The 19,660-nt window shown below is 63.3% G+C and carries 14 protein-coding genes and 2 tRNA genes; 1 reads left to right on the top strand and 15 read right to left on the bottom strand.

All coding sequences use genetic code 11. The features are described from left to right. Nucleotides 1-4 precede the first annotated feature (4 nt). From GM676_RS18565 to GM676_RS18545, 5 genes are all read right to left on the bottom strand, one after another. Nucleotides 5-80 (bottom strand) — tRNA-Asn (locus tag GM676_RS18565). Between the two features lie 71 nt (nucleotides 81-151). Next, nucleotides 152-304 carry a hypothetical protein gene (locus GM676_RS18560; RefSeq protein ID WP_155465337.1) on the bottom strand — a complete coding sequence of 51 codons (153 nt, stop codon included), beginning with the start codon at nucleotides 302-304 and terminating at the stop codon, nucleotides 152-154. Nucleotides 305-388: 84 nt separating this feature from the next. Beyond that, nucleotides 389-1,657 carry a hypothetical protein gene (locus GM676_RS18555; RefSeq protein ID WP_155465335.1) on the bottom strand — a complete coding sequence of 423 codons (1,269 nt, stop codon included), beginning with the start codon at nucleotides 1,655-1,657 and terminating at the stop codon, nucleotides 389-391. Between the two features lie 119 nt (nucleotides 1,658-1,776). Continuing rightward, nucleotides 1,777-1,852 (bottom strand) — tRNA-Asn (locus GM676_RS18550). A gap of 113 nt (nucleotides 1,853-1,965) precedes the next feature. Continuing rightward, nucleotides 1,966-3,162, bottom strand: a complete 1,197-nt coding sequence (locus GM676_RS18545) for an amino acid aminotransferase (protein ID WP_211923259.1) — start codon at nucleotides 3,160-3,162, stop codon at nucleotides 1,966-1,968. A gap of 114 nt (nucleotides 3,163-3,276) precedes the next feature. Between GM676_RS18545 and uvrB the strand changes: the two genes are divergently transcribed. After that, the gene (uvrB, locus tag GM676_RS18540; RefSeq protein ID WP_155465333.1) at nucleotides 3,277-5,349 is read left to right on the top strand and encodes an excinuclease ABC subunit UvrB; all 2,073 of its coding nucleotides are present in this window, start codon (nucleotides 3,277-3,279) and stop codon (nucleotides 5,347-5,349) included. Between the two features lie 92 nt (nucleotides 5,350-5,441). Here uvrB and GM676_RS18535 read toward each other — a convergent pair whose 3' ends face one another. From GM676_RS18535 to GM676_RS18490, 10 genes are all read right to left on the bottom strand, one after another. Beyond that, the gene (locus tag GM676_RS18535) at nucleotides 5,442-6,374 is read right to left on the bottom strand and encodes an alpha/beta hydrolase (protein WP_155465331.1); all 933 of its coding nucleotides are present in this window, start codon (nucleotides 6,372-6,374) and stop codon (nucleotides 5,442-5,444) included. Nucleotides 6,375-6,386: 12 nt separating this feature from the next. Further along, complete coding sequence (locus GM676_RS18530) at nucleotides 6,387-7,022, bottom strand: SdpI family protein (RefSeq protein WP_155465329.1); 636 nt, start codon at nucleotides 7,020-7,022, stop codon at nucleotides 6,387-6,389. After that, nucleotides 7,019-7,306, bottom strand: a complete 288-nt coding sequence (locus tag GM676_RS18525) for an autorepressor SdpR family transcription factor (protein ID WP_155465327.1) — start codon at nucleotides 7,304-7,306, stop codon at nucleotides 7,019-7,021. The genes GM676_RS18530 and GM676_RS18525 overlap by 4 nt, the downstream gene beginning before the upstream one ends. A gap of 69 nt (nucleotides 7,307-7,375) precedes the next feature. After that, a complete protein-coding gene (locus tag GM676_RS18520; RefSeq protein ID WP_155465325.1) occupies nucleotides 7,376-8,458 on the bottom strand; it encodes an ABC transporter ATP-binding protein in 1,083 nt (360 codons plus the stop codon). Between the two features lie 9 nt (nucleotides 8,459-8,467). Beyond that, nucleotides 8,468-12,271: a GH36-type glycosyl hydrolase domain-containing protein gene (locus GM676_RS18515; protein WP_211923258.1), complete on the bottom strand. Its 3,804-nt coding sequence runs from the start codon at nucleotides 12,269-12,271 to the stop codon at nucleotides 8,468-8,470. Between the two features lie 8 nt (nucleotides 12,272-12,279). Then, the gene (locus GM676_RS18510; protein WP_155465321.1) at nucleotides 12,280-13,638 is read right to left on the bottom strand and encodes a GH1 family beta-glucosidase; all 1,359 of its coding nucleotides are present in this window, start codon (nucleotides 13,636-13,638) and stop codon (nucleotides 12,280-12,282) included. A gap of 27 nt (nucleotides 13,639-13,665) precedes the next feature. Continuing rightward, a complete protein-coding gene (locus GM676_RS18505) occupies nucleotides 13,666-16,728 on the bottom strand; it encodes a discoidin domain-containing protein (RefSeq protein ID WP_155465319.1) in 3,063 nt (1,020 codons plus the stop codon). Further along, nucleotides 16,725-17,540 carry a carbohydrate ABC transporter permease gene (locus tag GM676_RS18500; RefSeq protein WP_155465317.1) on the bottom strand — a complete coding sequence of 272 codons (816 nt, stop codon included), beginning with the start codon at nucleotides 17,538-17,540 and terminating at the stop codon, nucleotides 16,725-16,727. The genes GM676_RS18505 and GM676_RS18500 overlap by 4 nt, the downstream gene beginning before the upstream one ends. Continuing rightward, the gene (locus GM676_RS18495; RefSeq protein WP_155465315.1) at nucleotides 17,537-18,412 is read right to left on the bottom strand and encodes a carbohydrate ABC transporter permease; all 876 of its coding nucleotides are present in this window, start codon (nucleotides 18,410-18,412) and stop codon (nucleotides 17,537-17,539) included. The genes GM676_RS18500 and GM676_RS18495 overlap by 4 nt, the downstream gene beginning before the upstream one ends. Further along, nucleotides 18,409-19,653, bottom strand: coding sequence for a sugar ABC transporter substrate-binding protein (locus GM676_RS18490; protein ID WP_211923257.1), 1,245 nt, complete (start codon nucleotides 19,651-19,653; stop codon nucleotides 18,409-18,411). The genes GM676_RS18495 and GM676_RS18490 overlap by 4 nt, the downstream gene beginning before the upstream one ends. Nucleotides 19,654-19,660: the final 7 nt, after the last annotated feature.

Genomic DNA, 19,660 nt, shown 5'->3' with positions numbered 1-19,660 from the left:
ATTCTGGCTCCCCGACCTGGACTCGAACCAGGGACCTGCGGATTAACAGTCCGTCGCTCTACCGACTGAGCTATCAGGGAATTGAGGCCAGAATTATATACAGCGCATCCCCCGTTGTCTAGTCCTGAACGAAACTTCTCCGTTGAGGGCGCTACTTGGACTTAGTACCGCCATAGACGGGGCGAAGGAAGTCAATTGCCCGGCGCAAGATGTCGGTGAATGTCAGCCGCTCTTTTCTGGCCACCCGCTCCAGAAACTCCACCTGCTCACTGGGCAGGTTCACGATCACTTGTGTAATTTCCATACCCCCTCCCCTGGACGCCATCGCCAGAGTGTACGACAGAAGCGCCAAGCCACAGGGACCGCATCACAAGGAGTGTGAGGGATATCAAGTCCGGCGTTGGCGAACGTCGCGCGCATCATGTTCGTCGTCAGATCCGGGGTCGCGGCCCCTCCTTCTCGACAGGGCCCCCTCATCGGACGGGCCGGAGGGGAATAGGTCCAATAATGGCCGCTGAGCCGAGCGTTGAATCTCGGCCGCCTGAGCCTGTAGCGCGGCATGGGAGCGAGCGGGATTCTGTGGCGCGCGGGCAAGCGCGCCGGCAGCCGATGACACTTCAGCCGCAGCGGCCGTGGCCTCCTTGACCGACGCACCGAGTTCCCTGAGCACGCTCGTGGCAAGCAGCTTATTGCGAAAATCCGCGCTTTCCAATGCCGGCAGATCCAAGCGAAACATGGTCATGTCATGCAGGTCTGACATCTTTTCGCTGACATCATTGGCAAAGGCGGGATCGATGATCGGCGTGGGGTTGAATACTTTTCTCTGTTCGAAACCATGCGCTGGCAGCCGTTTTCGCACTGCGTCGATTCTGCCCTCGATAACGCCGCCCTGCTCGGCCAAAAAATTCGCCTTATCCGCCAATGCGGCCGGCGCCGTCCGGGCGTCATACGAAAAATCGCTCACCCGCTGTTCGGCCGGTATGGCGGACGATGCGAAAAGCGCGTCCTCCGCGTGTATCGCCGGACCCTCGCCCCAGGCATCCACAACGATAGCGGGCCGCTGATCCGGGGGCGATGTGCGCACTTCGGCCCAGCCGTGATCGGCGGCGCGGTTATAGACGCTGTGCACTTCCTCGTTTTCGGATAGCCGGGCCGCCAGTTTGTGCGCGGCCACTGCGGAATGCTCGCCGCAGTTCCCCGCTCCCGCGATCTCGGCGATGGCGGCCCGATGCATGGGCAGTTCATCCAGCTTCTTGCTCTTGCGAACCACCCTGGCCGCTGAGCAAGTGAGGGCGCTGCGGCCGTCGGTGGCGGCAATATCCGTCGTGACGTTTCCACGCCCGATGTGCAAGGCCTCACGCGACTCCTGCAAGACATTATTGGCCTGGCGCAGGCGCGCCAGCTCCTCACCCTCGATCTCTCGCCCCACCACCCTGCGGCCCATCAGATAACTCGCCAGCTGCTTGTCATGCCCGGCGATTTGGTTCACGAAAAGCGTGCGCGAAGAACCCGAAGTCGTCGCTGCGGGAGGAAGGCGCGCAGGGGCATCCGGCATCGGTGAACCGGCACTCTCAGCACCACCGGCTCCCGGTGCGGGCTCCGGGGCCGGATCAATGCCGGCCAGCGAGGATTGCGTTCTTGAAATAGCAGGGAACATGCTTGAGATCCAGTAGTGGCATTTTGGACTACTGGAGTTCAGTGGCCGTACGACTGGAAATAGTTCCCTGACGGGAAACGAAAACGGCCCCGCGATGACTCGCGGGGCCGTTGGTATTCTGGCTCCCCGACCTGGACTCGAACCAGGGACCTGCGGATTAACAGTCCGTCGCTCTACCGACTGAGCTATCAGGGATTAGAGGCAACATTTTATACTGTTTCTTTCGTTCCGGCAAGGCCCGATCGACTGCGGTATTTCATGCTGCCTTTCGCATCAAGCTGTGCAGCTCAACGCGAAGAAACAAGAGTTTAGAGCACTTCGGCGATGGCGTCAATAACGATATCGATATTACGCGAATTCAACGCGGCCACGCAAATGCGGCCGGTGTCCACGGCGTAGATCGATTTGGCGCGCAGTTGCTCCACTTGCGCCTTGCTCAGGCCCGAGTACGAGAACATGCCAACCTGATCGCGCACGAAGGCGAAGTCGTGGCCCTTGGCTTGCAGCTTGACCACGAAGGCTTCGCGCATTTCCTTGATGCGCACGCGCATCGCGGCCAGTTCGTCTTCCCACATCTGACGCAGTTCCGGGGTGGTCAGCACGGTTGCCACCACCTTGCCGCCATGTACCGGTGGGTTGGAGTAGTTGGTGCGCACCACGCGCTTCAGTTGCGACATCAGGCGCGACGCTTCTTCGGCGGTGGCAGCCACCACGCTCAGCGCGCCCACGCGCTCGCCGTACAGCGAGAACGATTTGGAGAACGAGTTCGATACCAGCAGCGGGCCGCCGGCGGCAGCGAAGCGGCGCACCACGGCGCCGTCTTCGGCGATGCCCGCGCCGAAGCCCTGGTAAGCCATGTCCAGGAACGGCACCAGGCCGCGCGAGGTCACGGCGGCAATCACCTCATCCCACTGGGCCGAGGTCAGGTCGGCGCCGGTCGGGTTGTGGCAGCAGGCGTGCAGCAGCACGATGGAGCCGGCTGGCATGGCCTTGATGTCGGCGATCATGCCGGCGAAGTTGACGCCGTGGGTGGCGGCGTCGAAGTAGGCGTAGTTGTTGACTTTGAAGCCGGCGCTTTCAAACAGGGCGCGGTGGTTTTCCCAGCTTGGGTCGCTGATGTAGACTTCGGCGTCCGAGGCGAAGCGCTTCAGGAAGTCGGCGCCGATTTTCAGTGCGCCGGTGCCGCCGATGGCTTGCACGGTGACGGCACGCTTCTCTTGCAAAACAGCGCTGTCGGCGCCAAATACCAGCTCTTGCACCGCTTTGTCGTAGGCAGCCAGGCCTTCGATCGGCAGGTAGGTGCGCGGCGCCGGCGCCGCGATCAGGATTTCCTCCGCTTTCTGCACGCACGATAGCAGCGGCACTTTACCGTTGTCGTCATAATAAACGCCAACGCCCAGATTGATTTTCTGAGGGTTCTGGTCGGCGTTAAAGGCTTCGGTAATACCCAGGATAGGGTCGCGTGGTGCCATGTCGATGGCGCTGAACAAGCTAGGATTCGTCATGATAAGATTGGATTCAATTGGAAGCGGTTCGCAGCAGAGATGTATAGACAGCGCCCTTAAAATAAACACTTCAGGCCGCCGGCAGGCCATTATTCTAACAAAGGTCTGAGCAAGATGGCTGATTTACCTGTAGCAGATACCCCCAAAGCGACCGTGGTTACGTTCCCGGATTCGCCGTTCAAACTGCACCAGCCCTTCCCGCCCGCCGGCGATCAGCCGACGGCGATCGATCAGCTGTGCGAAGGCATCGACGACGGCCTGTTTTTCCAGACCCTGCTCGGCGTGACCGGTTCCGGCAAAACCTACACCATGGCCAACGTCATCGCGCGCAAGGGCCGGCCGGCGATTGTGTTCGCGCCGAACAAAACCCTGGCCGCGCAGCTGTACTCGGAGTTCCGCGAATTCTTCCCGGAGAACGCGGTCGAGTACTTCGTGTCCTACTACGATTACTACCAACCGGAAGCCTACGTGCCGCAGCGCGATCTGTTCATTGAAAAGGATTCGTCCATCAATGAGCACATCGAGCAGATGCGCCTGTCGTGCACCAAGTCGCTGATGGAACGGCGCGACGTGGTGATCGTGGCGACGGTGTCGGCCATCTACGGTATCGGTAATCCGAACGAGTACCATCAGATGATCCTGACCTTGCGCCAGAAGGACCGCGTGGCGCAGCGCGACATCATCGCGCGCTTGATCCAGATGCAGTACACGCGCAATGAGGTGGACTTCGGCCGCGGCACCTTCCGCGTGCGCGGCGACACGCTCGACATTTTCCCGGCCGAGAATGCGGACCTCGCGGTGCGCCTTGAGCTGTGGGACGACGAGCTGGAATCGATCCAGCTGTTCGATCCGCTGACCGGCCGCGTGAAGACCAAGATCCCGCGCTTCACCGTGTATCCGGGCTCGCACTACGTGACCCCGCGTGCCACCGTGCTGCGCGCCATCGAGACCATCAAGGAAGAGCTGCGCGACCGTCTTGAGTTCTTCCGCAAGGAAGGCAAGCTGGTGGAAGAACAGCGCCTCGAACAGCGCACCCGCTTCGACCTGGAGATGATGGCCGAAATCGGCTTCACCAAGGGCATCGAGAACTATTCGCGCCACCTGAGCGGCGCGCTGCCGGGCCAGCCGCCGCCAACGCTGGTGGACTATCTGCCGAAAGACGCGCTGATGTTCCTCGACGAGTCGCACGTGCTGATCGGCCAACTGAGCGCCATGTACAACGGCGACCGTTCGCGCAAGACCAATCTGGTGGACTACGGCTTCCGCCTGCCGTCGGCGCTGGACAACCGCCCGCTGAAATTCGAAGAGTTCGAGCAGAAGATGCGGCAGACGGTTTTCGTCTCCGCCACACCGGCCGAATACGAGAAGTCGCACGCCGACCAGGTGGTGGAACAGGTGGTGCGTCCGACCGGCCTGGTGGACCCGCAAGTGATCGTGCGCCCCGCCCTGTCGCAGGTGGACGACCTGATGTCCGAGATCACCGACCGTGTGGCCAAGAACGAGCGCGTGCTGGTCACCACGCTGACCAAGCGCATGTCGGAACAGCTGACAGAATACCTGAGCGACCATGGCATCAAGGTGCGCTACCTGCACAGCGATATCGAAACCGTGGAGCGTGTGGAACTGCTGCGCGACCTGCGCATCGGCACCTTCGATGTGCTGGTCGGGATCAACCTGCTGCGCGAAGGCCTGGACTTGCCCGAGGTGTCGCTGGTGGCCATCCTGGACGCCGACAAGGAAGGCTTCCTGCGTTCCGAGCGCTCGCTGATCCAGACCATCGGCCGCGCCGCGCGTAACCTGAACGGCGTGGCGCTGCTGTACGCCGACCGCATGACCGATTCGATGGAGCGCGCCATCGGCGAGACCGAGCGTCGCCGCGCCAAGCAGATCGCCTTCAATGAAGCCAACGGCATCGTGCCGCGCGGCGTGAAGAAGGTGATCAAGGACATGATCGACGGTGTCTACAGCGAGAAGGAAGCGAAGGAAGAGCTGGAGGTGGCGCAGGAGACGGCCAAGTACGAATCCATGAGCGAGAAGCAGATCAGCAAGGAGATCAAGCGCCTCGAGAAAGCCATGCTGGATCACGCCAAGAATCTGGAGTTCGAGAAGGCCGCGCAAGTGCGCGACCAGCTGCATCATCTCAAGCAGCAGTTGTTCGGCGCACCGGGCGCCGACAACATCGCCTGACCTGCCACGCTGCGTCATTCCGGCGCAGGCCGGACTCCAATGCGCGCCACCCCAGCGCTTCATTGGGTCCCGGCCTTCGCCGGGACGACGGCTTAGTGAGCCACGAAGCTGCTCAGCGCCTCGATCAGTTGCGGCGCGACCGGCAGGTCCGGGCTGGCGTAGGATTTTTGCTGGAGGGCTTTGTCGTCGCCGACGATTTTCAGCACGTGGTTCATGCCCTCCACAATCACCACCTTGGCCTGCGGCGCGGCGGCGGACAGCAGTTTCGCCTCCGCCTGTGGCACCTGAATGTCGGACGTGCCTTGCAGGATCAGCACCGGCATCTTCAGCGCGGCAATCGCTTGGCGCGGATCATGCCGCAAGGTGGAGATCAGATACGGCTGCACGTCCGGGCGATACAGCGCCATCAGCGGCGGCGGTACTTTGTCGATGGTCTTGCCCTGCTTGAGCGAAGTCAGAATCTCTTCACTCTCGGCCAGCAGCGTTGGCGGCAGCTTGTCCTTTAGCTGTTCGCGCAAGATGTCGTCCAGGCCATGGCCGATACCGGCGATCAGCACGCAGGCATCCGCCCCGCCCTGCGCACAGGCTTCCGATGCGATCAGCGCACCTTCGCTATGCCCCGCCATCACCACGCGCGAGAAGCGCGGATCGGCACGCAGCCTGCGCAGCCAGGCGGCGGCATCGCCGATGTAATCGTCGAGACGCAGATTCTCTTCCCGCCACACCGGCAGCGCGCTGGAGCCGATGCCGCGCTTGTCGTAGCGGATCGACGCGATGCCATTGCGTGCCAAACCTTCCGCCACCATTTTCAGGGAATCGTTAGGACCGGGCAGCAGCTTGCTGTTGCCATCACGGTCAGTGGGGCCGGAGCCGGCGTGCAGCAGCACCACCGGCACCTTGCCTTTCACGCCATCGGGCGTCAGCTCGGTGCCATACACCGTGCCGCCACCCACCTCCAGCGACACCGGCCGCGAGGCGGCCAACACGGACGAGGACAGCATCATCAAAGACAGCAACAGCTTCATACTTTTCTCCATTTATTGAGGAAGACGTTTGTACAGCAGCAGCGAGTAGCTGGCCGCCACCGGCGCCCACGCCATCATAATCGCCAGCAGCAGCCAATGCGGCGCACCCAGCCACACCGCGAGCAAACCAAGCGCGCCGCTACCCACCATCAGCTTGCCGGCCAGCCGATGCGTGGCGTGCCATACGCGCTCGCTGGCCAAGGTCCAGGGCGTGCGGATGCCCAGGAAGAAATTGCGCCGCACCTTGCCCATAGGATTGCCGATCAAAATCAGCACGATAAACACCAGCGCCGGCGCCACCCGTTCGACCGGCACGTGCACACCCAAGGCCGCGCACAGCACCATGACCTCGACACAGGCCATCAGCGCGACCGGAATCGCCATCAGGTAGCCGTAGGTGGCGCCGGAAGCCTGCACCTCGAACTGTTTCGGCGACAGCCACGGCAGCGCCATGCCCAGCAACAGGAAGCCGCTCATGCTGACCGGCCCCAGCAGCCACAACTGCCAGCGCGGCCCGTAGCCATCCACCTGCCCGGCCGCGTTCCAGTGCATCGGCATCCACGCCGGCAGCGAAGGATAAACATAAGCGGTGACCGCCGTCATCGCGACGATCATCAGGATGCACAGCAATAAGGCACGAGGCTTCATTTCTTTCTCCCTGGAGGTTGGTCGCCGGCCAGATCCATCATCCAGGCCAGCACGTCTTGCAGCACGGTGGTGTTGAGGCCATACCAGATGGTCTGGCCTTCACGCCGACGCGTGATCAGGTCGGCTTCCGCCAGCACGGCGAAGTGATGCGACATGGTCGGCTTGCTCATGTCGAAATGCTCCGCCAGCTCGCCGGCCGTCATCTCGCCGCCGCGCAGCAAACGCAGGATTTCACGCCGCGCCGGATCGGCGATGGCTTTGAAGGCGCTGTTGGTAGCATTCATTAGGCAATCATCTAATTAGACAGTTGTCTAAATATAGACCCGCCGGCCGGCGAAGTCAAGCTTCCGCTTTTAAAGTAAAGCGATGCCGTCGCTGTCGAAAACGTGCCAGCGGTCGGGTGCCACCCGGACCGCCGCCATCTGGCCGCGCTCCCAGTGTGCCTCGGCATCGACGCGGGCGATGAATTGTGTGGCGCCATCGTCTGGCGTCAGATAGATGTAGCTGGCATCCCCCAGCAACTCGGCGGCTTGTATCGTCACGGGGATATCGCCACCGCCGCTGACGGCCAAGGTCATGTGCTCGGCGCGCACGCCCAGGGTGACGCCGGCGCCGGTGGATAATCCCGCACGCGTGGTCGCGGCTACCACCGCGCCCCCCGCCAGCCGCACCATCATCTCCGGCCCATTGACCGCCTCTATCCGGCCGCCGATGAAGTTCATCGCTGGAGAGCCGAGGAAGCCCGCCACGAACAGATTGGCCGGACGCTGGTAAAGCGCCAGCGGTGCGCCGACCTGCTCCACCACGCCGCCCCGCAACACCACGATACGGTCAGCCAGCGTCATGGCCTCCACCTGATCGTGGGTCACGTAGATCATCGTACTGCCCAATGCGCGGTGCAGGTTCTTCAACTCGATACGCATCTGCACACGCAATGCCGCATCCAGATTGGACAAGGGCTCGTCAAACAGGAAAACCTCCGGCTGACGCACAATGGCGCGGCCGATCGCCACACGCTGGCGCTGACCGCCGGACAGCTCCTTTGGTTTACGCTGCAATAGCGCTTCGATGCGAAGCACGGCGGCCGCCCGCATGACCTTCTCGCGTATCTTGTCCGGCGCCAGGCCGGCCAGCCTGAGCGCGAAGCCCATATTGTCGTAGACCGTCATATGCGGATATAGCGCATAGCTCTGGAACACCATCGCGATGCCGCGCTGCGCCGGTGGCACGTTCGTCATGTCCCGCCCGCCGATCAACACCGCGCCTTCGTCGCTGGTCTCCAGACCGCAGATCGTGCGCAACAAGGTCGACTTGCCGCATCCCGATGGCCCGACAAACACCACGAATTCGCCATCGGCGATATCCAGGTCGATGCCGCGCAATATCCGCTGCTGGCCAAAGCCCTTGCGGATTCCTCGTATCTCCAATCCCGCCATGTGCCCTCCTCAGCCCAGCACGACTTCGACGCGATGCGCGGCACCGTCATGCCACAGCGGGATACGCGCCACGCCGCCATCGACCGGCACGGGGCTGCCATCCAGCGTAGCCGACACCACCGCGGAGGAGTGCCGCCGCGGATTGCGCACCACGATGTCATAGGCGCCGCCTTGCGGGAGATTGTAGTGGATGCTGAATTCCGGCCAATCGTCAGGAACGCGCGGGGCAAGGACGATGTGCCGCCCTTCTTCGATGGTAAAGCCCAGCACGGATTCAAGGCCGACGCGGAACATCCATCCCGACGATCCCGTGTACCAGGTCCATCCGCCACGGCCGATGTGCGGCGCCTCGCCGTAAATATCGGCGGCGATCACATAAGGTTCGACCTGATAAATCGACACCGCGGCCGGGTCCAGCGCATGGCTGACAGGACTGATCATCTCCAGCAACCTGGCGGCGCGCTCGCGGCGCCCCGCCTCCGCCATGGCGCGCACCGCCCAGCAGGCCGCGTGCGTGTATTGGCCGCCATTCTCGCGCACGCCCGCCACGTAGCCCTTGATGTAGCCCGGGTCGTTGGGGGTGTTGACAAAGGCGGGCGTCAACAGGCGAATCAGGCCTTCCTCCTCGGAGATCAGGCGCTGCTCCATTGCGTCCAGTGCCTGATTCACCCGCTCCGCCGGCGCAACTTCGGAGATCACCGCCCAGGCCTGCGCCAGCGCGTCGATCTGGCACTCGTCGCTGTCCCTGGAGCCGATGACGGCGCCGTTATCGTAGAAAGCGCGGCGATACCATTCGCCATCCCAGCCGTCCGCGTTCAGCGCGTCATCCAGATGATCGCGATACGCGCCGTAGCTGACGATGCGGGCCTGGTCGCCGCGACGCTCGCAAATCGGCAGGAAGTCCTTGATGATACGGGACAGGAAGAAGCCCATCCATACGCTTTCGCCACGGCCTTCGCGGCCGACACGATTCATGCCGTCGTTCCAGTCGCCAGTGCCCATCAGCGGCAATCCATGTTCGCCTTGCGTCAGCGAGCGATCCAGCGCGCGACAGCAATGCTCATAGACGTCGCCGCTGGTGCCGGACAGTTCCGGCTTGAGATAGACTTCGTCCTCGCCGTCCGCCAGCAGCGGCGCCTTCAGGAACGGCTCCACCTCATCGAGCACGCTCCAGTCGCCGGTATTTTTGATGTAGAACGCGGTGATGTAGGGCAGCCAAAGGAGATCGTCCGAGAAGCGCGTGCGCAAGCCCTGTTCCATCGGTTCGGTATGCCACCAGTGCAGCACATCGCCTTCGACAAACTGATGTGCCGCATGAATGCGGATCTGCTGGCGCGTGATATCGGGACGGGCGTAAATCATGGCGCTGGAGTCCTGCAACTGGTCGCGATAACCCAAGGCGCCGCCGGACTGATAGAAAGCGGAACGGCCCCAGATACGGCAGCCCAGGTTCTGATAGGCCAGCCAGCCGTTGAGCATCATGTCGACGGCGGCCGCCGGCGTCTTCACCTGCACGGCGTCGACGGTATGACGCCAGAAAGCGGTGATTTCCTCGTAGGCCTTGCGCACCGCGCCCTCGGCCCGATAGCGCCCGACCAAATCCAGCGCGGCCTGGCGCTCCACCGTTTCGCCCAACAGGAAGACGCATTCCATGGTCGCGCCGGGCGCGAGCTCGTGCACGATCTGGAAAGCGGCGCATGGATCCAGTCCCGCGCCGGTCACACCATCCAGCATTGGCGCGGCCAACGCCGCCGGAGTGGCGGTGCTGCCGTGCAGGCCGATGAAGGCGGCGCGGTCGGCGCTGTGATGCACAACCGCGTCGCCAGCCAGCGCCGCGGCAAAGGTCACGCCGTCGGCAAAAACGCCGGCCAGCGGATTATGCGCCAACAGCACGCCTGACACGTCGTGTTCGGTGACCACAAAACGGCTGCTATCGGCGGGGGTCCCGCCCAGCACCAGACGCTGATAGGAGAACAGCGACAAGCGGCGTGCCGTCTTGCCGAGATTCGTCACACGAACGCGGATCAGTTTCACGGGATCGTAACGGGGCACAAACAGCACGGTTTCCTGTTCCAGTTCGTGGCTGGTATGTTTGAAGCGCGTATAACCGAAACCGTGAATCGCTTCGTAATCCGCATTGGCCGGCGCCGGGCCAGGCATGGGCGACCAGAAGGCGCCGCTGTTTTCGTCGCGCAGATACAGCGCTTCGCCATGCGGGTCGCGGACAGGATCGTTGTACCACGGCGTGAGGCGATGAACGCGGCTGTTGCGGCTCCAGGTATAGCCGGCGCCACTCTCGCTGACCAGGAAACCGAAATGCTCATTGGAGATGGCGTTGGTCCAGGCCAGCGGCGGACGATTCAGGCCACGCCGAGGGTCCCAATCCATGCGGATGACGTATTCATTGCCCGCCTCGCTGAAGCCGCCGTTGCCATTGAAGAAGCGCAGCGGCGGGCGCGCTTCGCGCGCAGCGGCGGCGCTGGCGGTTGCCGCCGTCATCGCCGCTATCGGCGGCGCCGGCAAGGCCGTGTCGGCGCCATCCGGCGTATCCAGCGCAGGCAAGCCATTACGCACAACCAGCCACGCATGCATTTCAAGACGCGCCAGATCGGCCGGTGCGAAGTCCGCCGGATTCCGCACGTAGACGCCATCTTCGGCAGTCCAGGCCCCCTCCGTCCCCAGCAGCAGCACGTTCAACCTCAATCCCAAAGCCGCCCAGTAGCGGCGGGCACGCAGAATCAGGTCGACATCGGCGCCGCGCGGCCACACCATCACCTGTATGGCGGGCAGGCTGCTCGCCGCGACGCTGACCGGGTCCCCCTTGATGGCCGCTGCGCTGACGGCGGCGCTGGCAACCGCCGCGTTTTCGCCGGTGATGCGTACCGCCGACTGCCCGTAAAGCAGCGCGCCGGCCAGCCATTGGCAGTACGTGGCCTGCGCGGCATCCAGGCCGGCGTGCTGTAACGCCGCCTGCCCGGCGGCACGCGCGGACGACAGCAACGGTTCGCCATCGCCCTGCAACGCGCTGGTGAGGGCAAGCGCCTGTTCGCGGCTGCCGGCGGCACCGAGGACGAACACCACGCGCGTCTGTCCGCCCGGCGCCAGCATGACGCCGCGGCGCAGGCTGAATGCCGGGTCCAATACGTTACCGGCCGTGCCGGACAGCGCGCCATCCATGCCTTTCGGCGCACGCGGATCACGGCCGCGCCCTATAAAGCGCGCACGGTCCGTTTCAAAGCCCGCATCGACGCCGCCACTCGCGGCATGCACCATCCACAAGCCGGCCTCCCCCTCGCCACGCGGACGGCGACGCGCCAGCAGCGCACCGCTGGCGGCGTCGCGCTCGGTCTGCACGAACAGTTTGGAAAAGGCCGGATGCGCCGCCTCATCGGCCTGACGGTTCAGCACCACCTCCAGATAACTGGTCAGCTCAATGTGCCGCTCCCGCTCCGACAGATTGCGGATCAGGATACTTCGTACCTCCACATCGCGCCGCGGATCGACCGCCACTTCCATGCGGGCCTGTATACCGTTGGCGGTGACATCAATCCAGCAGCTGCCGGCATCGCCGCCGGCGTCCCGTCGGTCCACGCCATCGCCACCGGGCCGCAGGCCCAGCGACCATTGCCGGCCGCTGACGGCGTCGCGCAGGTAGAAGAAATAGCCCTCCGCGTCCTCGATACGGTCGCCGCTCCAGCGCGACAGCATGGTTTCGCCGACACGGCTGAAACCCGTTCCGGCGCCGGTCAACAAGGTGGTGAATCTGCCGTTCGACAGCAGTTGCGCGTGGCGCATCAATGGCGTTGTGGTCATGGCGATACTCATACGGGTTGGTTCAGGCAGGCGCCGTTGCTGGCGACGATATCGGCATACAGGTAAGCGCTGTCTTTCAAAGTGCGCTGCTGGGTTTCGAAATTGACGTGGATGATGCCGAAGCGCTTGGAGAATCCCAGCGACCATTCCAGATTGTCGAGCAGCGACCACACCATGTAGCCTCGCACATCGACGCCCTGCTCCAGCGCATCGCTCAGCGCACGCATGTTCTTGCGCATGCAGTCGATGCGCAGCGGATCATGGATGCGGCCCTCGTCCGCATTCGGCGGGTCGTAGAAGGCAGAGCCGTTTTCCATCACATACAGCGGCGTGTCGCCGTAGAGCCGCTTGAAATTCACCAGCGTGTCGGTCAGGCCTTGCGGGTAGACTTCCCAGCCGGTTTCGGTGTAGGTGGCCTGGGTCTGGCGCACCGGCATAACCTTCAGTGGCCAATGGGTGGGCTCATTCCGCACCACCGCGCGCGTGTAGTAGTTAATGCCGACGAAGTCCAGCTTCTGGCCTATCAGCGAAAAATCGGCGGCGGGCCATTCCGGCCAAGCGTCGCCAAACATCTGTTTCATCTCCTCGGGATAGCGGCCATGGAAAACCGGATCCAGGTACTGGCGGTTCATATAAGCATCGGCGCGGCGCGTCGCATCCAGATCCTCCTGCGACTGGCTGGCCGGATACTTGGGTTCGATATTGACGACGATGCCGATCTGATGTTTTCCCACTTCGCGGTACACCTTCACCGCGCTGCCATGCGCGCGCATCAGATTGTGGCTGGCCAGCGCCGCTTCGTGCGGACTGCGGTGGCCCGGCGCCAGCGTGCCATGCATGTAGCCGCCGTCCGTCACCACCCACGGCTCGTTCAAGGTGGCCCAGTATTTGACACGGCCATCGAACGCAGTGAACAGGATACGGGCATAATCCGCGAACCAGTCGGCGATGTCGGGATTGAGCCAGCCGCCACGGTCGTCCAGCGCGGCCGGCAGATCCCAGTGGTACAGCGTCACCATCGGCTCGATGCCGTTGGCGAGCAGTTCGTCGATCAGATTATTGTAGAAATCCAGCCCGGCCTGATTGATCCGTCCTCTTCCCTGCGGCAGGATGCGGCTCCACGAAACGCTGAAGCGGTAAGCCTTCAATCCCAGCCTGGCCATCAGGGCCACATCGTCCTTGTAGCGGTTGTAGTGGTCGCATGCGACATCGCCGCTATCGCCGTCACGGACATTGCCCGGCACGGCGCAGAAGCGTTGCCAGATGCTCGGCCCTGCGCCATCGGCCAGCGGTGAGCCTTCGATCTGATACGCGGAAGTGGCGCTGCCCCACAGGAAGTTGGGCGGAAACTGGATTGCCTTGTTCATGTTGTCGGTGTCCCTTGAATACGGAAGTTAAAGCGGTGCGCCATCGATATGCAGAACCGCGGGCAGGCTGGCGATCGTGTATTGACGTCCCTGCCAGCTGAAGATCAGGCCCCCCGGCGGCATACGCGGCATCGCTTCGACCCGCAGCATGACGCCATCGTCTTGCTGCGCCAGTGTGTAGCTGAGCGGGCCGTAAGGCGTGCGCAGGCCGTGCAGGGCAACGCCCTCTCCGCGCAGCCATGCGATGGGGATGCCTTCGGCCAGCAGCAATGCGTGGTCGGATTCGCGTTCGTAGGCAAAGGAGTCCAGTGCGGCGCGGATGTAGTCGGACGAGATCCAGCCGTGCGGCATATCGCCAAGGAAGCGCGGTTGGCGGGCATCGCGACCGACCACTTCGGCCCACTGGTTCCATGCGCGCGGGCGCTGGTCGGCGTAGAAGTAGTCCAGCAGTTCCGTCGCACGCTCGCGCCAGCCCAGGCGGATGAAGGCGCTGACGTTGCGCAGTTCGTACGGCGTATAGTCGTCCCATGCGCGGCCGCCGTCGCGACGGGTGCGGAAGAAGTCCCAGTATTTTTCGTAGGTGGCATTCAGCGCCGCCGGCGGCAAATGCCGCTGCTCGCCGCCGGGTGTCAACGCGATGGTGGACGAGGTGGGGTCGAAATCGCCGAGTTCTTCGGCTCCGGGCAAATAGTGGATGCCGTGCCTGCGCATGCTGGTCTCCAGCGATGCATACAGGTCGTGGCGGAACTGGTCGCGCGCGGCAGCCAGGCTGCGTGCCTCCGCTTCATGGCCCAGGATGGCGGCCATGTCGGCGGCGTCCTTGTAGCCGCGCATGGCCCAGAAGTCGTCCCAATAGGAATGCATCGGTTTTTCCGAGTAGCCCTCGTGGCTGATCGACGCAGGCATCAGACCGCCGCTTTCGGACTTGCGCAGCGTCTCCATGTAGCCGGCGGCGGCTTTGACGCGGGGCCAGACGGCAGCCAGTGCGGCCTTGTCCTGTGTGTAGCGATACAGCTCGGCGGCGAGGAAAATCAGTTCGCCCTGGCTGTCGTTTTCCGGCACCGGATCGGCGCCGCGCAGGTCCACGCAGCATGGGATTTTGCCGTTGTCGAACTGGTAGGGGGCATACCAGCGCAGGTAGTTGGCGGCGATGTCGGCCTGCCCCAGGCGCAGCAAGGCTTCCGACATCATGGCGCCGTCGCGTATCCAGGATCGGCGATAGGAACGCGTGCCGGGTTGCAGGGCGGCGCCCTCCCGGGTCATCAGGATATGCGCGAGCGAAGAGCGCAGCGTGTCGCTCATATGCTGGCCGGCCGCAGGAACTTTCAGCGTGACGCGATTGAGCTTGCCGCGCCATTCGGCGGCGACTTTTTCCTGCTCAGCGGCGAGCCAGCCAGCCGCGCCGCCTTGAACGGCAGGCGCCACGGCCTGGCCGGCCATAGGCAGGACCGCGCCCAGAACGACGGCGCCATGCGGAGGCAGCGTGAGGTCGTAACTGAGTGCCGCCGAAGCCATGCCATTGCTGTCGTCCGTCACCGTTCGCGCAGACAGGTTCCGGTGCTGGACGGGTTGCGGCAGCAGGCCGGCGTCGAACGAGGATAGCGCTATGCCGGCGGGCGCTTGCAATGGGTAGACCTGGGCATTCCCATTGACGGTTATCGCCTTGCCGTCCCATGCCAATTCGTGGATCGCGCTGTAGCCGCCAGGTGTGTTGAGGAACTGGCGCGGAGCGTTGACCTGGAAGGGGCGAACGACCAGCACCAGCGTCAACTTCCTCGTCGCGGCGGTGAGATTTTTCAGCTCGTAGCGCATCAGCAGTTGCGAGGACGCCGGCGTACCGGAGGCCGCGGCGGTGACATTCATGGCCCATGTGGCCTGCTTCCATGTCACGCTGGGCAGCGGCAGGTAGCCGTCTCGCAGGCTTTGAGTGACTTCAACATCGGCCCAGCTGAACAAACGGCCGCCGTCAAGCACGAACGGCTCAAGCGAGAAGCCGCCCTGCTTTGCCTCTACCGCGCCGTCTTCGGAAATCAGGGCGCTGTGATCACCGCCGCCATCCACGCCGACCAGCGTCCAATACGGTTGCTGGCCGCTGAAACCGCGCGGGTACAGGCCCCGTTGCGCCGTGGCGGCGACCGCGGTGATGAATTGATTGGGTGTGGCGCCGTAATCCAGGTCCTTCAATTCGACTTCCGACAAGGCATAAGAGGACGCGGGGCCGGCGTGCAACGACAGGCGGATGTAGCGCGTTTCCGATTCGGCCAGGCGCAGAGGATCATCGCCGCCATTCCCTTCGGTGACGCGGCGCACGGTGCGCCATTGCTGTCCATCGTCGGAGAACTCGACATCGTAGCGGCTGGCATGGCGGCGGCCTTGCCAGCGCAGCAGCAACCCGCCGAATTCGCGCGCCATGCCAAGGTCGATAACCAGCCGCTGCTCCTTGCCGGCGGCGCTGTTCCAGGCCGTGGCGGCATTGCCATCAACCGCGTTGCCGGCATCGGCGCCAGGGCTGGCGGAGGATGCGCTCGCAACCGGCGCCGGCCAGGTCGCGGGCGTTGGCGGCAGTTCGCGGATGGCCAGTTGACGGATGTAGACCGAGCCCTTGCCGCCGCCGCTACCGGCGCTGACCACAAATTCCACGCGATCGGCATGCTTCAGCTGACGGTCTTTCGTCGGTCCCCATGCAAACACGATCTGGCGCTTCTTGATACGCACCAGTTGCCAGGCCTTCGGGAATGTATAGTTCTGCCGCTGAAACCACCAGACATTCTCGCCGCTGGCGTCGGTCAGCTTGAATTCGAAATGATTGGTTGGCGCATCGGCGCGGACGTAAAACGAGATTTCGTAATTGTCCGGCAGGTCCAGCGGCAGGCTGCGGCGAACGAAGGCGTAACCGCCCTTGCCGGCGAAATCGAAGTCCAGACGCAGGCCGCCGTCAGCGACGCCGGCTCCGGCCTGTACGCCATCCGAAGCTTGCGCCTGCCACGCCGCGATCGTCGAGAAGTCGTCCAGCACGCGCGATGGCCGGGCGAGCACCGCCGCAGTGGCCGCCAGCAGGCAGCAGGCGAGGATTGCGCGTATCAACTTCATCCTTTTACGCTCCCCACCAGCAGACCTTGAATATAGTAGCGCTGCAAGCCGAGGAACAACAGCAGCACAGGCAGCACGGTCAGCACCGAACCGGCCATCATCAACTCGTTGTCCTGCACATGCTCGCGCGACAGCGAGGCCAGTGCGACCGGCAGCGTGTACAGGTCTTTATCGGTCAGCACGATCAGTGGCCACATGAAGTCGTTCCAGGTGCCGAGAAAAGTGAAGATGCCCAGCGTGACCAGGATGGGCGTCAGCAATGGCAGGACGATGATGCGGAAGATCTGGAATTCGGTCGCGCCATCCATGCGCGCGGCCTCCAGCAAGGCATCCGGTATCGTCAACGCATACTGGCGGACCAGGAAAATGCCGAAGATGCCCGCCATCGCCGGCACCAGAACGGCGCCATAGCTGTTCACCAATCCCATGTACTTCAACAGCAGGAACAGCGGCAGCATGGCTACCTGGCTCGGAATGACCAGTGCCCCAAGCATGATCTTGAAGAGGCGGTCGCGCCCCCGAAAACGCAGCTTGGCGAAAGCATAGCCCGCGCTGACGTTAAACAGCAGCGACAGCAAGGTCGCCGCGCAGGACAGCAGCACGCTGTTGAACAGGTACTGGCCGATGCCGGCATGGCTGAACAGCTCATGGTAGTTATGCAAGGTAGGCGACTGCGGCAAGAAGCGCAGCGGGAAGGAGCTGGACTCGCCCGGCGTCATCAGCGAGGCGGACAGCATCCACAACAGCGGAAACAGCGTCAGCAAACCAGCGACCAGCATCACGCCGTTCATCGCCAATGCGCGGGGCTTCATGCTTCGGCTCCTTTCGCAAAGCGCAGCTGCAACAGCGTTACGCAGAACATGATCGCGAACAGCACGAAGGCCACCGCCGATGCCGCGCCCAGGTTCCACCATTTGAAGCCCTGCTCATACATGAAGTACAGCACGCTGACGGTGCTTTGCACCGGCCCGCCCTGCGTCATCACATAGGGCTCGGCGAACAGCTGGAAGTAGCCGGTCATGCTCAGGATACTCACCATGAGCAGCGTCGGCCCGAGCATGGGCCAGGTCACGAAGCGGAACTGCTGCCACGTGCCGGCGCCGTCCAGTCCCGCAGCCTCGTACAAATCATCCGGTATGCTTTGCAAGCCCGCCAGGAAGATGATCATGTTGTAGCCGAAGTTCTTCCAGACCGCGAACAGGATGATCGCCGGCATGGACCAATGCGGATCATTCAACCAGTCGATGGCGGGTAGTCCAAGCTCCTGCAAGCCGTAATTGATCATGCCATAGCGCGTATGCAGCAGGTAGCGCCAGATCACGGCCACCGCCACCAGCGAAGTGACCACCGGCGCGAAGAAGGCGGTGCGGAACAATCCCTTCAGCCAGGTGAAGCGCGAATGCAGCAGCAATGCCGCGCCCAGCGAAGCCGCGATGGACAGCGGCACGCCAACCACCACGAAGTACAGCGTGTTGCCCAACGCCTGCCAGAACAGCGGCGTTTGCAGCAGTTCGATGTAGTTGCGCAGACCGACGAAACGCAGGTTGCGCGGATCGGCCAGCGCATAGATGTCGAAGTCGGTCAGGCTCATCACCAGCGCGACCAGTACCGGCATGAAGAAAAACACGCTGATGACCAGCAGCGCCGGCCCGGCGAAGCACCATGCGGCGCGTTGCGTATTCATCGCGCGCCTTTCCGCGCCAGCATCCAGCGGCGCTTTTCAAGGATGTGATCCGCCTTGGCGTCCAGCAGTTCCGCCGCCTGCGCGACGGTCAGCTCGCCATGGGTGACGCGCTCCGCCACCAGGCGCATCTCGGTGGCGATCTGTTCCCACTCCGGCACCTTGGGCGTCGGCCGCACGCGCTCGAACTGCTGTTCGAACGCGCGGGCATAGACGTCGCCCGCCAGGCGCGGATTGGTCCAGCTGCTGCGGCGTGGCGGCAGGTCGCCGGTTAATTCGTGGAAGCGTGACATGGTTTCGGTACGCGACAAAAATTCGACCAATTGCCAGGCTTCGGCCTTGTGTTTCGACGACGCGGCCAGCACCAGGCTGGAGCCGCCGGCCACGGAGGCTGCGGGGCCGGCCGGTCCTGGCAGGATGGCCGTCATCCAGGTATGCTGCTTTTCCGGCGGAATGCGGCGCTTGAATTCGCCGATATTCCACGGGCCGGAGATGTAAAACGATACGTACCCCGTCGCGAATTCGTGATAGACGTTGGTGATTCGGTTCATCGGCGCCAGTTGCCGCGCGTAGATATCCGCGTACAGTTGCAGGCTGCGCTGGAAGCCGGCGCTGCGGAAATTGCCATAGCGGTCGCCGTCGCGCAGCAGTGGTTCGTCCTGCTGCAGGGCCAGCGCCAGCAGCGGTTCGAATTCCTCGCCGGGCAGCAGGATGGCGTAGTTGTCGGGGCCGACGATGCGTTTGATGGCCAGCATCGCCTTCATCCACTCGGCCCAGGTTTGCGGCGGCTGCGCGTAGCCTGCGCGTTTTAGCAAGTCCTGGCGATAGAACATCACGCGCGTATCGACATACCACGGCAGTCCCCACAGTTTGCCGTTGACGACATTGGTGTCCCAGATGCCCGGAAAATAATCGTCACGCCTCACCAACTGCGATGCGGCCACATAACCATCCAGCGGCGCCAGCGCGTTCAGGATTTCAAACTCCGGTATCCAGGTGTTCCCGAGCTGGAAAATATCCGGCATCACTTCGCCAGCGAAAGCGGTCAGCAGCTTTTCGTGTGCGGCAGTCCATGGCAGTTGCTGGACTTCGACACGCACGCCGGGATGCGTGCGTTCGAACTCCGGTATCAGCTCGGTGACCACCTCGCCCTCGCGTCCCATCGCCCAGAATTTCAGGACGACGCCTTGCTGCTGGCGCGGCGTGCACGACGCCAGCACCGCCAGCATCAGGACGATGACCATCCGCCGC

The organism is Duganella radicis (genome assembly GCF_009720825.1).
Classification (GTDB): Bacteria; Pseudomonadota; Gammaproteobacteria; order Burkholderiales; family Burkholderiaceae_D; genus Rugamonas; species Rugamonas radicis.
The sequence above is the reverse complement of the archived record's forward strand: the minus strand, read 5'-3'. Positions and strand labels throughout refer to the sequence as shown.